We start from the raw sequence: 14015 nt of genomic DNA on the forward strand, positions 1-14015 counted from the left end.
TCATGCCTCGCCTGCGCTGCCTGGTGTCGGTTGCACGCCGCCCGGTTGCGTTTGAGCGCTGCCAGCGTCGCGGTCAGGCGCTTGCGCCGTTCCGCGCGACCGGCGCTGAAAGAACGCGGCGCCTCGCTTCGCCCATGCCTCCCTCTTTCCGGCCTCTTTCGTTTCGGCCAGCACGATCAGCGCGCCCGCCAGTTCGTCCGCGCTGAGAGCATCGGCGCCAGTCGCGATGACCAACTCGCCAAGCTGTTCCACCTTTCGGGCTTTCAAGTCTCGCGCCTTGTCCTCCAGCGCCTTCAGGTCCGCGTCGAAGTCCCGTGGTTTGCGCATCCTATCCTCCATAAGCTGTCGATGGAGTAATGATAGTTGAGCACCCGACGAAATGCTGTAAGGTCGCCGGGACAGCGTGGCACGACCCGATCCCTCCTGAGAATTTTTCGAGGGAGGGCACGCTTCTCCTTAACCTCGTCGCACAGGCGTTTGAGACGTTGCGGCGTTACCTCCCTCAACTTGAGCTTCGACAACGCGCCCGCGATAGCGCGATCATAGACCGATCGGCGCATCGCCAGGGTGCTGTCGGCAAGTTTCTCGGCCCCAGACTTGGGATCGGCTTTGTGCTTGAAATAAACTTCCGCCCATCCGCCAAACGTCAACGCCTCGGCTGAGGCAGTGCGCTTTTCCACCTTGGCTTTCGACGGCGACTCACCCCGCTCGACCTGACGCCGGGCGCGCGCAAGCAACGACCTTGCCTCCGCAAGCGACACCTCCATGCCGTATTCCAGCACGTCGGGCGCCCGTGTCAGCTTGCGCGCCGCCTCGGCGCTATATCGGCCAATGGTCAATACCTCTTGCCGCCCGTTCACCCGGTACTGATACCGGAACGAGATGACGCCGGTCGGCGTGACGGCGGCGTGCATCCCGTCGCGGTCCGTCACCTTGTAGAGCTTGGCCCTCGGCTTCAGATTTTTCACTTCTTTATCAGTAAGATCGCCCATAAATCCGCATCCGGTCGGAGGGCGAACGGATACCAACAAGAGGGGATGTTGCTAGCGAAAGCCCGTTTCTCGACCATCCTGCGCCATACCAACATCGCTACCAACAAAGTGGCCAGGTCGGGGTGACATGCAGCGATACGGGGTAGGAAAAATAATCCTTACTAATCAAATGGATCGTGCGATTTCCGGCACGGAGCGGGATGGTCTGAAACGACCCTAGATCACTCCCACTCGATCGTGCCGGGCGGCTTGGAGGTAATGTCGTAGGTCACGCGGTTCACGCCCTGAACCTCGTTGACGATGCGGCTGGCCACGCGGTTCAGGAAGCCGATATCGAAGGGGAACACGTCGGCGGTCATGCCGTCCGTGCTGGTCACGGCGCGCAGCGCACAGGCGTAGTCATAGGTGCGCCCGTCCCCCATGACGCCGACCGTGCGTACCGGCAGCAGCACCGCGAAGGCCTGCCAGATCGCATCATACAGGCCCGCGCTACGGATTTCCTCGAGGAAGATCGTGTCCACCCGGCGCAGCAGCGCCAGCTTGTCGCGGTCCACGGCGCCGGGAATGCGGATCGCAAGACCCGGCCCGGGGAACGGATGACGCCCGACGATATGTTCGGGAATGCCCATCTCGCGGCCCAGTTCGCGGACTTCGTCCTTGAACAGTTCGCGCAGCGGCTCGACCAGTTGCATCTTCATCCGATCGGGCAGGCCGCCGACATTATGATGCGACTTGATGGTCACCGACGGGCCGCCGGTGAAGCTGACGCTCTCGATCACGTCCGGGTACAGCGTGCCCTGCGCCAGGAAGTCCGCGCCGCCCAGCTTCGCAGCCTCTTCCTCGAACACCTCGACGAACAGGCGGCCGATGGTCTTGCGCTTGATCTCGGGGTCCGTGACGCCCTCCAGGGCCGACAGGAACAGGTCCGACGCATCGCGATGGATCAGCTTGATATTGAAGCGGCCCCGGAAGGTCTTGACCACCTCCTCGGCCTCGCCGGCGCGCAGGATGCCCGGATCGACGAAGATGCAGGTCAGCTGGTCGCCGATCGCCTCGTGGATCAGCACGGCCGCGACCGAGGAATCGACCCCGCCCGACAGGCCGCAGATCACCCGGCCCGACCCGACCTGCTCGCGGATGCGGGCGATTTCCATGTCGCGGAACCCGGCCATCGTCCACGTGCCGCGGCACCCCACGACATCATGGGTAAAGTTCCGCAGCAGGGCAGCGCCGTGGGGCGTATGCACGACCTCGGGGTGGAACTGCACGCCATACAGGCGCCGGCCTTCGTCAGCGATGATGGCGAATGGCGCACCCTCGCTGACCGCGACGGCGCGGAAGCCGGGCGGCAGCTTCGTCACGCGGTCGCCGTGGCTCATCCACACCTGCTCGCGGCCGCCGCGCGCCCAGGTGCCGCGGAACAGGGCGCAATCCTCGATGATGTCGATATGCGCACGCCCGAATTCACGATGCTCGTGCGTTTCCACCAGGCCGCCCAACTGGTGGCACATCGCCTGCTGTCCGTAGCAGATGCCCAGCACGGGCACCGCCAGGGCGAAGACGACATCGGGGATGGCGGGCGCGTTTTCGTCCAGCACGCTGGCCGGGCCGCCGGACAGGATGATGCCCCGGGGGGCGAAGGCGCGGATCTTCTCGGGCGCCGAGGAGAACGGCCAGATCTCGCAATACACGCCGCTTTCGCGCACGCGCCGGGCGATCAACTGCGTCACCTGGCTGCCGAAATCCAGGATCAGGACCCGGTCCCCATGCAGCGCACCGTCCAGGGCAGCCACGTCGCCCCCCTGTGCGGTCAGATCGGATCCACCAGCTTTCATATCATCGCTCATCATCGGTCTTTCGGTCGCGGCGCTACGGTCACAGGGCTTGCTGCATGAGCCGGGCGGGCAATGCAAGCGCGGGATATGCGTCGCGGACGAGCATAGCGCAAGTTCGCACCCGGCGGGACCCTATGGCCCACGGCGACGCGCGCGCCCATATTGGGGTCCGTTCCCTTTCGTCACGGAGCATGAACTTGACCCTTCCGACCGCGCCGCGCCACGGCGGACGCGCATGGGCCCTCGCCCTCGGCGTTGCCCTGTCCGTCCTGATGCCGGCCCCCATATCCCCCGCCCGGGCGGCCGGCAGCGCCGCGGACGACCCGATCGGGATCTGGACCGGCACGCTGGTCGCCGATCGCGGGATCTGCCCCGAGACGCGCGCGCCGTCCACCTTGCAGATCGGCACCAAAAGGATCGCCTTCACCCCCGCCGACGGGGCGCAGACCCTGCATGGCACGCGCGACGGCACCCCGGGGAATTTCCACGCCCAACTGGTGTTGAGCGACATGAACCACAAGCCGTTCCCCATGGTGTTCGAGGCCCGCCCCAGCGGCGCCACGATGGCCGGAACCTACGGCACCCCCCGCTGCCGCGCGCATGTGGTGATGACACGGCCCGAAAGTCATGGCCTGTCCCATTTCCTGGGGCATTAGGACGGGGTGACAGGGCGGGGGCCGGTTGCCCGATCGTCCCGGGTGCGACATGGTCCGACACCATCGTCATCAATGGCCGCCGGGCATGGCGGACCCGCAGGAGCACACGGCTTGACCCTTCCTTCCCCCCGCCCGGCCGGGGCACTTGCCTTCCTTGTTGCCCTGACGCTGGCCGGCAGCATCGGCCGGGCCGCCCCCGACCCCGCGCTGACAGTCCAGACCGGCAGCGACATCCCCGCCCACGTGACCTTCCCGACCGACAATCGCGACTACATCAAGCGCGACCTCATGATCCCGATGCGCGACGGCGTGAAGCTGCACACCGTCATCGTCATCCCCAAGGGCGCGCATGATGCGCCGATCGTGCTGACCCGCACCCCTTATCACGCGTCCGAACGCCTGAACCGCGTGGAAGACGCGCCGAGCATGCGCGCGCTGCTGCCCCAGGGCGACGACGTGTTCGTCGGCGCCGGCTATATCCGCGTCTTCCAGGATATCCGGGGCAAGTACGGGTCCGAAGGCGATTTCGTGATGACCCGCCCCGTTCGTGGTCCGCTGAACCCGACGAAGACGGACGAAGTCACCGATGCGTGGGACACCATCGACTGGCTGGTCAAGAATATCCATGAATCCAACGGCCGGGTCGGCATGCTGGGCTCGTCCTACGAGGGGTTCACGGTCGTCATGGCCCTGCTGGACCCTCATCCGGCGCTGAAGGTCGCGGCCCCCGAAAGCCCGATGGTCGACGGCTGGATGGGCGACGACTGGTACCATTACGGCGCCTTCCGCCAGGGCGGCCTGGATTATTTCACCGACCAGATGACCGTGCGCGGCGAAGGCAGCAGCATTCCGCGCGTGGATCGCGACGATTACACGAACTTCCTGCGCGCGGGTTCGGCCGAGGATTTCGCCCGCACCGCCGGCTTGGACCAGTTCCCGTGGTGGCAGCGCATGCTGGCCCATCCGGACTACGATTCCTTCTGGCAGGAACAGGCGCTGGACAAACTGATCACCCGGCGTCCGCTGACCGTGCCGACCCTGTGGGAACAGGGCCTGTGGGATCAGGAGGACATGTGGGGCGCGATCCATGCCTGGCAGGCGCTGAAGGCGGCCGGGACCCATGTGCCGAACGTGCTGGCGATGGGCCCGTGGCGGCACAGCCAGGTGAATTACGACGGGTCGGAACTCGGCGCGCTGCACTGGAACGGCGATACCGCGCACCAGTTCCGGCGCGATGTCCTGCTGCCGTTCTTCAACCAGTATCTGCGGCCGGGGTCGCCGGCGGCCAACCTGCCCGAGGCCATCATCTACAATTCCGGCGAAAACCGCTGGGATCGCTTCGCGCACTGGCCTCTGGCCTGTGACGGCGGGGCCTGCGGCCACCCCAGCACGGCACTCTACCTCCAGCCCGGATACAGCCTGTCCTTCGACCACCCGGCGGCCGAGGGCCAGGACTCCTACGTGTCCGACCCCGCCCACCCGGTGCCCTTCCTGCCGCGTCCGTTCAACTTCGCCACCGACGAGGCGCGCTGGAAGACCTGGCTGGTCGAAGACCAGCGCCAGGCGGAAAGCCGTCCGGACGTCCTGACCTACGAAACCCCGGTGCTGGACCATGCCGTGCGCGTCAGCGGCGTACCCGTGGCCGACCTGTTCGCCGCGACTACCGGCACCGACTCGGACTGGGTGGTGAAGCTGATCGACGTGCAGCCGGCAACGGACGGCGACCGGCCGGCGATGGGCGGATACGAACTGGCGGTGTCCATGGACATCTTCCGCGGCCGCTATCGCACGGGCTTCGCCCACCCCACCGCCGCCGTCCCCGGTGCGGTGGCGCGCTATCGCTTCACCCTGCCGGCGGTGAACCATGTGTTCCAGCCGGGACACCGGATCATGGTCCAGATCCAGTCGTCGCTGTTTCCGCTCTACGACCGCAACCCGCAGACCTATGTCCCGAACGTGCTGCGTGCGACGGCGAAGGATTATGTCGCCGCGACGCAATCCATCCATCGCGGCGGGGCGCAGGCGACGGCGGTGTGGCTGCCGGTCGTTCCCTGACGCCGACGCAGGGACTGGCGGGGCCGGTTCTTCAACTGTCCGGCACGATGGTGGTGATATGCGCGGGGCCGCGTATAATGCGGCCATGTCCGCCTGTCCCCCGGTTTCCGCCGCGATCCTGTCCGTTGTCGTCCGCGCGTCGCATGTGCTGCTGATCCGGCGGGCCAATCCGCCGGATCAGGGCCTGTGGGGTTTTCCCGGCGGGCGGATCGAACGCGGCGAGACGATCATGCAGGCGGCCGAGCGCGAACTGCGCGAGGAAACCGGCTGCGACAGCCAGGCCCAGGGCGTACTGACCGCCTTCGACGTGCTGGACAGGGACGATGCCGGCGCCATCCGGTTCCATTACGTCATCGTCGCCGTGCGCTGCGCCGACACAGAGGACCAAACGCTGTGCGCCGCCGACGACGCGCTGGACGTCGGCTGGTTCACGCTCGAACAGATCCGCGCCGCCCCCGGGCGGATGAGCCCCGGCCTGCTGGAACTGGCCACGCTGGCCCTGTCGGACCGGGGGATCGCCCCCTGGCCCACTCCGGCAGGCCGACTGCACTCCACCCACACCCCTCCTCAGATCGCCCCTGTCATAGGGAATACCGCATCGTGACACCGCCACCCCGCCACATCCTGCTGGTCGAGGACGAATCCGCCATCGCCACGCTGATCGAGACCGCGCTGGGCGCGTCGGGGTTCCGCGTCACGCTCTGCACGGGCGTGCGCGCGGCGGAACAGGCGCTGGACCACGGCACGGTCGATCTGGCCATCCTCGACCTGACCCTGCCCGACGGCCCGCCCGACCTGCTGGTGGAACGGCTGACGGGGCTGTCGGTCCCGCTGATCGCCATCAGCGGCGACCCGGCCCGGCTGGCGCGGTTCACCGCCGGCCAAACGCTGGAAAAACCATTCCGGATCCGGGCCCTGCTGGACCGGATCAAGGCCTTGCTGCCGCCCGTCTGACCGCAAAGGCTCAGGGACGGCCGGACGGCAGGACCACGGCCACGCCATCCCCCGATGCCGGCGGGGCCAGGACGACGCGGAACACGGCATAGCGTTCGGCCACACGCCCCGCCCGTCCGCGCGCCACGGTGCCGACCCGCGTGATGCGGGCGAAGGCCTGGGTATCCAGGTCCCGCACCCGCCGCATGCTGCACAGGAACACGCCCTCGCCCCTCGTGGCGCGCGGCAGGTCGAACAGGGCCCAGCGCGATTCGATCCCGATCACCCGCCGGTGCGGCAGCACCAGCGCCAGTTCCGATGCCATGCCGTACTCGTCGGCCGCCACGAACCCGCCGGGCGGAGTCATGTCGTCCACCGCGCGGGCCAGATCCGGCCAGCCCGCCATCTGCCGCAGGGTGATGTCGAGATGCGGCGACAGCGAAAACGGCGCCAGCGTGGATTGCACATAAACCACTGCCCCCAGCGCCAGCCCCAGGGCCGACGCCCCCATCCAGCCGCGCCACGCCAGCGACGCGGCCGCGATCGCCAGACCGGGATAGAGCAGCACCGGCCAGTTCGCCTGCACCCGGTCGCCCAGCGCGTGCTGCACGAACACCACGATCGGCAGGATGGTCCAGCAGGCCAGCAGTGCGGATACGGGCGCCTGCCGCGCATGGCGCACCGCCCGCCACAGCCCCCCGGCCATGAACACGAAGACCAGCGGCGTCGCCAGGCCGACCTGCCCGCCCGCCAGTTCTCCCAGGAATTGCGCCGCCCGCGCCGGACGCCAGTCTCCGGCCCGCCCGCCCTGGCGGACGAAGCTGGCCCAGTGATGCCCCGCGTTCCACAGGACAACGGGCGTGAACAACGCCAGCACCAGCAGCCCCGCGCACCACGGATAGGGCGTGCACAGCCACAGCCGCCCCTGCCGGCTGCCGAACAGCCACAGCGCCAGCCCCGCCCCGGGCAGGACGGCGGTATATTTGCTGTCGCAGGCCAGCCCCAGCGCAATGCCCACCACCAGCCACCAGGCCCCGCGCCCGGTGGCCATCAGCCGCCCCAGCGCCCACAACGCCAGCACGATGAAGAACAGCAGCGGCGTATCCGGGGTCATGGTCACGGCGCCGACCCCCAGCGCCAGCGTGGCGTTCAGCAGCACGCCCGCACGCACCATCCGCCCGGCCGCCGCCCCGTTCCCCGTGGCTGCAGTGCCCGCCGGGCCGGCCGCCAGGTCCCGCGCGGCGGCGGCGACCAGCAGGGTCCCCATCGCCGCCGCAAGCGGCGCCAGCAGCCGGATGCCCAGCGGCGTGTCGCCCAGCAGGGCCGTGCCCGCCCTGATCCACACCGCCACCATCGGCGGATGGTCCAGATATCCGGCCGCCGGCACCCGCGACCACACCCAGTAATAGGCTTCGTCCGGCGATAGCGGGGCCTGGGCGGCCACGATGCACCGCACCAGGGTCAGGGCCAGCAGGGCAACCCCGCCCCACACCCGCATGTCTACCCGCCCGCCCCAGGAATGGTTCAACGCACCCGCCAGATCAGGGTGGACGACACGGCATAGTTCCAGACCACGGCAATCGCCGCCCCGGCCGCGCCCGCCTGGTTCCACCGGCCGTCGTTGCTGAACATCGCGCGGGCGATGCCGATATCGGCGACCGCCCCCACCGAACAGATCAGCAGGAACAGCACCAGCCCGCCCCACATCCGCCCGCCGCGCAGGCGGCAGTCGCGGTAGGTCAGCGCATTGTTCATCCAGAAATTCGCGACCATGGCGACGAAGGTCCCGATCCCCTGCCCCTCGGCAAAGCCGACGCCGCACCGGTGCGCGATGCCCAGGACCGCCAGATTGACCAGGATGCCGACCAGCCCGACGCAGCAGAAGCCGAGGAAGCGGATCGGCAGGAAGCCCCGGCAGAACTTGTCCAGCATCATCGCCAGGAACTGCAGCAGGACCAGCGCGTCCAGCTTGCTTTCCCCCGCCGCGCGGGGGCGGAAGATGAAGGGCACCTCCAGCACGCGCGGCCGTTCAGCGGCCGACAGGAACACGTCGAGCAGGATCTTGAAGCCCGTCCCCGACAGGCGGGGCACTGCGCGTTCGAACACATCGCGCCGCATCGCGAAGAAGCCGCTCATCGGGTCGCCCAGCCGCACCGGCAGAAGCGTCTGCACCAGCCGGATGCCCCCATCCGACAGGAACGTCCGCCAGCCGTTCGCCAGCCCCGCATTGTCACCACCCGGGACATGCCGGCTGCCGACGGCGATGTCGTACCCGTCCCGCGCCACCGCATCGATCAGCGCGCCCAGGCAGGTTTCGTCATGCTGCATGTCGCCGTCCATGACGGCGACGATCGGCGCCGAGGACGACAGCACCCCCTCGATCACCGCCGAGGACAGGCCGCGCCGGCCGATACGCAGGATACCGCGCACGCGGGCGTCCATTTCGGCAAGGGCACGGATTTCGTCGATCGTACCGTCGGGCGAGTTGTCATCGACGAAGACCACCTCCCACGACCGGCCCCGCAGTGCCACCGACAGGGCGGCGACCAGCGGCCGGACATTCGCCCGTTCGTTGTAGCAGGGAACGACGATGCTGATGTCGACGGGCGAGCGTGCCGTGTCCGCCGCCCCGTGCCCCCCCCGGGGGTCCACGTCGCGCCGCATCCCTGCGGTCGGATCGTCGACCATGGGAGGTACGATTGCCGTCATGGCATCGCCATGCCGTGCGGCGACACCGGCACCCCCGCGCGGCTGAGCGAGGTCCGGATGGTCTGCAGGGTCTGCACCCGGCTGACATGCGGGCTTTCGGTCAGGCGGCGGGTCAACTGGTTTTCATGCGCGGCGTCGCGCGCCACCAGCCGCACCAGGAAATCGCCGCCGCCCCGGATCATGTGGCATTCCCGGACTTCCGGCCAGTCGGCGACCTGGGCCTCGAAGGCCGCCAGGACGCTTTCCTTCTGGCTGTCCAGCCCGATCAGTGCGAACAGCGTGATCGTCCACCCCAGCAGCGCGGCATCGGTATCGGCATGATAGCCGCGGATCAGCCCTTCTTCCTCCAGCCGCCGCACGCGGCGCAGGCAGGGCGGGGCGGAAATCCCGACCCGGCGCGCCAGTTCCACGTTGGTCATGCGGCCATCCGCCTGGAGTTCGGCGACGATCCGACGGTCAATCGCATCCAGGTCCATCACTTCAGTCATTTCCGTCTCAAACATCCAGACGGCAGGATATTGCAAGCGTCCCGCCGGGAAAAGGCCACCCCGAAACGTCATTCGTCTTGTGCCCCGCGCATTGGGCGGCCATATCCCCTGCATCACGATCACATCGACGCCGAGTCAATGACCCAGACAATCTCCACCGACCTGCTCGTCATCGGGGCCGGACCCGCCGGCTATACGGCCGCGATCTATGCCGCGCGCGCCAACCTCAAGCCCGTCCTCGTCGCCGGCCTCCAGCCCGGGGGGCAACTGATGATCACCACGGACGTGGAGAATTATCCCGGCTTCGCCCGCGGCATCCAGGGCCCCGAACTGATGGAGCAGATGGCCGCCCAGGCGGCCCATGTGGGGACGCGGATCGTCCACGACATCATCACCGAATGCGACATGAAGGGCCGGGGCGGCCCGGATGCGCCCTTCCGGCTGACCGGCGATTCGGGCGATGTCTACCTGGCGCGGTCCGTCGTCATCGCGACGGGCGCGCAGGCCCGGTGGCTGGGCATCCCCGGCGAGTCCCGCTATCAGGGCGCCGGGGTTTCGGCCTGCGCCACCTGTGACGGGTTCTTCTATCGCGGGCGCACGGTGGCTGTGGTCGGCGGCGGCAACACCGCGGTCGAGGAAGCCCTGTACCTCACCCATCACGCCAGCCACGTCACGCTGATCCACCGTCGCGACCATTTGCGCGCCGAACGCATCCTGCAGGACCGGCTGTTCGCCAACCCCAAGATCTCGGTGAAATGGAACACCGTCGTCGACGACATCGTCGCCGACGCCACCCCCGCCGTCGTTACGGGGCTGAACGTGCGCGACACCGTGACCGGGCAGCGCGAACAGCTGGCGGTGGACGGCGTCTTCATCGCCATCGGCCACACCCCGAACACCGCAATATTCCGCGATCAGGTCGAAACAGACGACGAAGGGTATATCGTCACCCCGCCGGGCGGCACGCGCACCTCGGTTCCCGGTGTGTTCGCGGCGGGCGACGTGCAGGACCGCATTTTCCGCCAGGCGGTGACCGCCGCCGGAACGGGCTGCATGGCGGCGCTGGAGGCGGAACGTTACCTGGCGGGAATTTCGGACTGAATACCTTAATTCCTTGACCCGACCTTTTACTTCCGTCACCAAGATACATTGAATTCGCCAATGGCGCAGACAGAATCGGAGTAAATGCGTGGACTGGGACAAACTCCGGATTTTCCATGCGGTGGCCGAAGCCGGGTCGTTCACCCATGCGGGTGATGTGCTGAATCTGAGCCAGTCTGCGGTTTCCCGTCAGATTTCGGCGCTGGAGGAAGCCCTCCAGGTTCCCCTTTTCCACCGGCACGCGCGGGGGCTGATCCTGACGGAACAGGGCGAAACCCTGAACCAGACGGTGCGGGAAGTCTTTTCCAAGCTGGCGATGACCCAGTCGTTGCTGACCGAAAGCAAGGAAAAGGCCGCCGGCCGCCTGCGCGTGACCACCACGTCCGGCTTCGGAACCTGCTGGCTGACGCCGCGCCTGCACCGCTTCATGGACGCCAATCCCGACATCATCATCACCCTCATCCTCGAGGACAATGATCTCGACCTTGGCATGCGCGAAGCCGATGTCGCGGTGCGGATGCATCCGCCGCGCCAGCCAGACCTGATCCAGCGCCATCTGGCGGATTTTCCGCTGCCGATCTATGCCTCCCCCAGCTATCTCGAGGAATTCGGCACCCCCACCACGCTCGACGACTTGTCGAAGCACAAGCTGGTCCTGTTCGGCGGCTATCACCCGCCGGTCCCGCACATCAACTGGCTGGCCGAGGCCGGCGTTCCGGCGGACGAGAAGCGCCCCGCACGGGTCGAGGTCAACAGCCTCGCCGCCATGGCCTCCGCCATCGCCACAGGCGTCGGAATCGGGTCGATTCCCCTGTATGCGGCGGCGCAGCACCCGAATCTGGTCAAGATCCTGACCGAGGTCACCGTGCCGACGGTCGACGCCTATTTCGTGTATCCCGAGGAACTTCGCACCTCCAAGCGCGTCGCCGTCTTCCGTGATTTCCTGCTGGCGGAAATCAACGGGCGCCACTGAACGGCGCAGCATCACACGGTCTGAAGAAAGGGCGACCGCATCGGTCGCCCTTTTTGTGACTGTTCGACCGAAGGCCGTCTCAGGGCTCTGCCCTGAAACCCGCCAAAGGCCACGGGCCTCTGGAAACCGATCTGTTATCCATGATCGGGGGCCAGGGCCTCGGCCCCCTACAGCGGCCGATGTGCCCGGTCCATCAGGCGGCGCCAGCCGGCCTTGATCTGCACCAAAAGCGGGTTCGGCCGCGCCGCTGCCGCAACGACGATCTTCTGGTCGTCCTTCTGGGTCAGCCATTTATCCAGGCTGACCCCGGCCTTGGCGGCGCGCCGCGCCTCATATGCCTGCTTTCCCATACTGCCCTGCGCGCGCTGATCGGCCATCGTCCGTCTCCCTCACACCGTCAAAACAGGCCGCGTCCAGGCCTCGCCCCAAAGGCAGGTACGGCCCGTCGAACCATCTGAAGAGGCTTCATAAAACAAAAAACCAGAGAGCACACGTCATGGATCATGCCCGTCGCGGCGCGTCCCCGGGTACCTGACCTAGCTGTGGCGGTGACCGGTCCGCTTGAGCTGACAACGGCGCGAAAGGTCGCGATAGAACATCGCCTGCCCGATCGGCGCGAAGTAACGATGCCGACCGATGACACGCAGCTTGTGGCCCGGCGCCGCGATGACGGCATCGTGGCTCGCGCACAGATGCGCGGCCAGACCCGACCTGTGAGTGTGGACATGCCGGACCTGACCTGCCCACGCCGGCCCCACGACGCCCACCGCCATGACAGCAATCATAAGAAGAACCGAGATCACGTCCCGCACCCCGCGCCCTTTCATGGCCCAGCCTCTTCCATAGAAAAGGATTCATAGCAGCAGCAATGGGAACATACCAAGAACATTCATGGGGAAAGCAGCCCCCCCGGAACCGTTACCGGAAAGGCTCAGGGATCGGTTCCAAATTCGTTTCTCAGCAGGCTTGTTGAAGCGGCCGCTCACTCATCCGTCGAGAGGGTCTGATGATTCACCCTCTCGCGCAATTCCTTGCCGGCCTTGAAGAAGGGGACGAGTTTTTCGTCCACCGACACCATGTCGCCGGTGCGGGGATTGCGTCCGGTGCGGGCATCACGCTTCTTGACCGTAAAGGCACCAAAGCCCCGCAATTCCACCCGATCACCCCGGGCCAGGGCGGCGCTGATCTCGTTGAAGATCGTCTGGACGATCAATTCAACGTCACGACCGAGAAGGTGCGGATTCGCCGCCGCAAGTTCGGCGATCAGCTCCGATTTGGTCATCCATCCCTCCCGAATGCGGCTTAAGGTTTCCAGATCGCAACGGCCCCGTCAAGCGCAACGCCTTGCGAAAGCACACTTCCTGTCCACTCGTCATCCAGAATCAAACCCAGCATACCACCGATCGCACGGCGCAGCCACGGCCGTGCCGAACGGATCCTCAGATCAGTAACGGCGACGGCCTCCGGCAGATGCAGCGTCTTGATCAGCCACGCCTTCGCATCGGCCTCGGTCCCGATCTGGTCGACCAGACCCAGCGCCAGCGCCTGCCGCCCCGTATAGGGACGGCCATCCGCCAGTGCCCGCACCCGCTCGACCGGCATATGGCGGCCCTGGGCCACCATGGTCACGAACTGGTCGAACAGATCGGCCACCACGCCCTGAAGCATCTGGCGCCCTTCGGGCGACAGCGGCTGCACCGCAGAAGGCTGCCCCTTCATCGGCCCGGACACCAGCTGATCCACCTTGACGCCGACGCGGTCCAGCAGGCCCGAGACATCCGGCGCCTCCATGATCACGCCGATCGACCCCGTCAGCGTCGATTGCGCGGCGAACAGGCGCTGGCCGGGAACCGAGATCATGTACCCCGCCGACGCCGCGACTCCTCCCATCGAAACCGCCACCGGCTTGCGGGCGGCGAACCGGGCAATCGCGTCATGCAGGGCTTCGCCCCCGCTGACCGACCCACCGGGACTATCGACGACCAGAATCATGCCCCGGACCGACTTCTCGGTCGTCGCACGGTCGATCAGGTCCAGTTGCTTGCGATTGTCGGCACCGATCACTCCGGTGATTCGCAAGCGCACAAGACGATCGCGCTGCACCACGCCGCCCGCATGGAACAGCGAATGGCTGCCGGCACCGACCAGCGCCAGCACAAAGGCGGCGACGGCCGCCACCCGCCACACCAGCAGGCGCCGTTTCAGGCGCAACCGGTCGACGACAAGGTCGGGATCAGGCGCCATTGCGCCCGATCCCTCCCAGGACCTGCCCA

16 protein-coding genes are annotated in these 14015 nt (G+C 67.1%); 6 read left to right on the forward strand and 10 right to left on the reverse strand.

Going from position 1 to position 14015, the window contains the following annotated elements; translation table 11 throughout:
• From HLH34_RS11235 to guaA, 3 genes are all read right to left on the reverse strand, one after another.
• Window positions 1-327 carry a conjugal transfer protein TraD gene (locus tag HLH34_RS11235; RefSeq protein ID WP_183119677.1) on the reverse strand — a complete coding sequence of 109 codons (327 nt, stop codon included), beginning with the start codon at window positions 325-327 and terminating at the stop codon, window positions 1-3.
• Window positions 294-992 carry an Arm DNA-binding domain-containing protein gene (locus HLH34_RS19430; protein WP_244959879.1) on the reverse strand — a complete coding sequence of 233 codons (699 nt, stop codon included), beginning with the start codon at window positions 990-992 and terminating at the stop codon, window positions 294-296. The genes HLH34_RS11235 and HLH34_RS19430 overlap by 34 nt, the downstream gene beginning before the upstream one ends.
• A gap of 221 nt (window positions 993-1213) precedes the next feature.
• Window positions 1214-2827 carry a glutamine-hydrolyzing GMP synthase gene (gene guaA, locus HLH34_RS11245; protein WP_244959881.1) on the reverse strand — a complete coding sequence of 538 codons (1614 nt, stop codon included), beginning with the start codon at window positions 2825-2827 and terminating at the stop codon, window positions 1214-1216.
• Between the two features lie 197 nt (window positions 2828-3024).
• On the opposite strand from guaA, the gene HLH34_RS11250 reads away from it, so the two are divergent.
• The 4 genes from HLH34_RS11250 (at window position 3025) to HLH34_RS11265 (ending at window position 6492) form a co-directional block, all read left to right on the forward strand.
• Complete coding sequence (locus tag HLH34_RS11250; protein WP_244959883.1) at window positions 3025-3483, forward strand: hypothetical protein; 459 nt, start codon at window positions 3025-3027, stop codon at window positions 3481-3483.
• 72 nt (window positions 3484-3555) lie between these two features.
• Window positions 3556-5538 (forward strand): CocE/NonD family hydrolase, encoded by a 1983-nt coding sequence (locus HLH34_RS11255; RefSeq protein WP_183119678.1) that lies wholly within the window; start codon window positions 3556-3558, stop codon window positions 5536-5538.
• Between the two features lie 85 nt (window positions 5539-5623).
• Window positions 5624-6142, forward strand: a complete 519-nt coding sequence (locus HLH34_RS11260) for an NUDIX hydrolase (protein ID WP_183119679.1) — start codon at window positions 5624-5626, stop codon at window positions 6140-6142.
• Complete coding sequence (locus HLH34_RS11265) at window positions 6139-6492, forward strand: response regulator transcription factor (RefSeq protein ID WP_183119680.1); 354 nt, start codon at window positions 6139-6141, stop codon at window positions 6490-6492. Before HLH34_RS11260 ends, HLH34_RS11265 begins: the two co-directional genes overlap by 4 nt.
• Before the next feature lie 10 nt (window positions 6493-6502).
• Here HLH34_RS11265 and HLH34_RS11270 read toward each other — a convergent pair whose 3' ends face one another.
• The 3 genes from HLH34_RS11270 to HLH34_RS11280 are packed head-to-tail and all read right to left on the reverse strand — an operon-like array spanning window position 6503 to window position 9668.
• Entirely contained in the window at window positions 6503-7999 is a 1497-nt protein-coding gene (locus tag HLH34_RS11270) for a glycosyltransferase family 39 protein (RefSeq protein ID WP_244959885.1), read from the reverse strand.
• The gene (locus HLH34_RS11275) at window positions 7996-9135 is read right to left on the reverse strand and encodes a glycosyltransferase (RefSeq protein WP_244959892.1); all 1140 of its coding nucleotides are present in this window, start codon (window positions 9133-9135) and stop codon (window positions 7996-7998) included. Before HLH34_RS11275 ends, HLH34_RS11270 begins: the two co-directional genes overlap by 4 nt.
• Before the next feature lie 41 nt (window positions 9136-9176).
• Window positions 9177-9668, reverse strand: a complete 492-nt coding sequence (locus HLH34_RS11280) for an Lrp/AsnC family transcriptional regulator (RefSeq protein ID WP_183119682.1) — start codon at window positions 9666-9668, stop codon at window positions 9177-9179.
• 138 nt (window positions 9669-9806) lie between these two features.
• Between HLH34_RS11280 and trxB the strand changes: the two genes are divergently transcribed.
• Together trxB and HLH34_RS11290 are read left to right on the forward strand one after the other, a co-directional pair.
• Complete coding sequence (gene trxB / locus HLH34_RS11285; RefSeq protein ID WP_183119683.1) at window positions 9807-10769, forward strand: thioredoxin-disulfide reductase; 963 nt, start codon at window positions 9807-9809, stop codon at window positions 10767-10769.
• 88 nt (window positions 10770-10857) lie between these two features.
• Entirely contained in the window at window positions 10858-11742 is an 885-nt protein-coding gene (locus HLH34_RS11290; RefSeq protein ID WP_183119684.1) for a LysR family transcriptional regulator, read from the forward strand.
• Between the two features lie 167 nt (window positions 11743-11909).
• Here HLH34_RS11290 and HLH34_RS11295 read toward each other — a convergent pair whose 3' ends face one another.
• The 4 genes from HLH34_RS11295 to sppA all read right to left on the reverse strand — a co-directional run bounded on the left by HLH34_RS11295 (window position 11910) and on the right by sppA (window position 13986).
• Complete coding sequence (locus tag HLH34_RS11295) at window positions 11910-12119, reverse strand: hypothetical protein (RefSeq protein ID WP_183119685.1); 210 nt, start codon at window positions 12117-12119, stop codon at window positions 11910-11912.
• Between the two features lie 159 nt (window positions 12120-12278).
• On the reverse strand, window positions 12279-12569 hold the full coding sequence (locus tag HLH34_RS11300) for a hypothetical protein (protein WP_183119686.1): 291 nt from the start codon (window positions 12567-12569) through the stop codon (window positions 12279-12281).
• Window positions 12570-12724: 155 nt separating this feature from the next.
• Window positions 12725-13024: an integration host factor subunit beta gene (ihfB, locus tag HLH34_RS11305; protein ID WP_183119687.1), complete on the reverse strand. Its 300-nt coding sequence runs from the start codon at window positions 13022-13024 to the stop codon at window positions 12725-12727.
• Window positions 13025-13044: 20 nt separating this feature from the next.
• Complete coding sequence (gene sppA / locus HLH34_RS11310) at window positions 13045-13986, reverse strand: signal peptide peptidase SppA (protein ID WP_183119688.1); 942 nt, start codon at window positions 13984-13986, stop codon at window positions 13045-13047.
• Window positions 13987-14015 lie beyond the last annotated feature (29 nt).

It is taken from the genome of Gluconacetobacter azotocaptans (assembly GCF_014174355.1).
Taxonomy (GTDB): Bacteria; Pseudomonadota; Alphaproteobacteria; order Acetobacterales; family Acetobacteraceae; genus Gluconacetobacter; species Gluconacetobacter azotocaptans.

What these genes read in the sequence shown, in the direction of transcription:
- trxB (WP_183119683.1), top strand. Translation starts at nt 9,807, where the DNA reads ATGACCCAGACAATCTCCACCGACCTGCTCGTCATCGGGGCCGGACCC.
- HLH34_RS11280 (WP_183119682.1), bottom strand. Translation starts at nt 9,668, where the DNA reads ATGACTGAAGTGATGGACCTGGATGCGATTGACCGTCGGATCGTCGCC.
- HLH34_RS11260 (WP_183119679.1), top strand. Translation starts at nt 5,624, where the DNA reads ATGTCCGCCTGTCCCCCGGTTTCCGCCGCGATCCTGTCCGTTGTCGTC.
- HLH34_RS11300 (WP_183119686.1), bottom strand. Translation starts at nt 12,569, where the DNA reads ATGAAAGGGCGCGGGGTGCGGGACGTGATCTCGGTTCTTCTTATGATT.
- HLH34_RS11255 (WP_183119678.1), top strand. Translation starts at nt 3,556, where the DNA reads ATGGCCGCCGGGCATGGCGGACCCGCAGGAGCACACGGCTTGACCCTT.
- HLH34_RS11275 (WP_244959892.1), bottom strand. Translation starts at nt 9,135, where the DNA reads ATGCGGCGCGACGTGGACCCCCGGGGGGGGCACGGGGCGGCGGACACG.
- guaA (WP_244959881.1), bottom strand. Translation starts at nt 2,827, where the DNA reads ATGAAAGCTGGTGGATCCGATCTGACCGCACAGGGGGGCGACGTGGCT.
- HLH34_RS11295 (WP_183119685.1), bottom strand. Translation starts at nt 12,119, where the DNA reads ATGGCCGATCAGCGCGCGCAGGGCAGTATGGGAAAGCAGGCATATGAG.
- HLH34_RS11235 (WP_183119677.1), bottom strand. Translation starts at nt 327, where the DNA reads ATGCGCAAACCACGGGACTTCGACGCGGACCTGAAGGCGCTGGAGGAC.
- ihfB (WP_183119687.1), bottom strand. Translation starts at nt 13,024, where the DNA reads ATGACCAAATCGGAGCTGATCGCCGAACTTGCGGCGGCGAATCCGCAC.
- HLH34_RS19430 (WP_244959879.1), bottom strand. Translation starts at nt 992, where the DNA reads ATGGGCGATCTTACTGATAAAGAAGTGAAAAATCTGAAGCCGAGGGCC.
- sppA (WP_183119688.1), bottom strand. Translation starts at nt 13,986, where the DNA reads ATGGCGCCTGATCCCGACCTTGTCGTCGACCGGTTGCGCCTGAAACGG.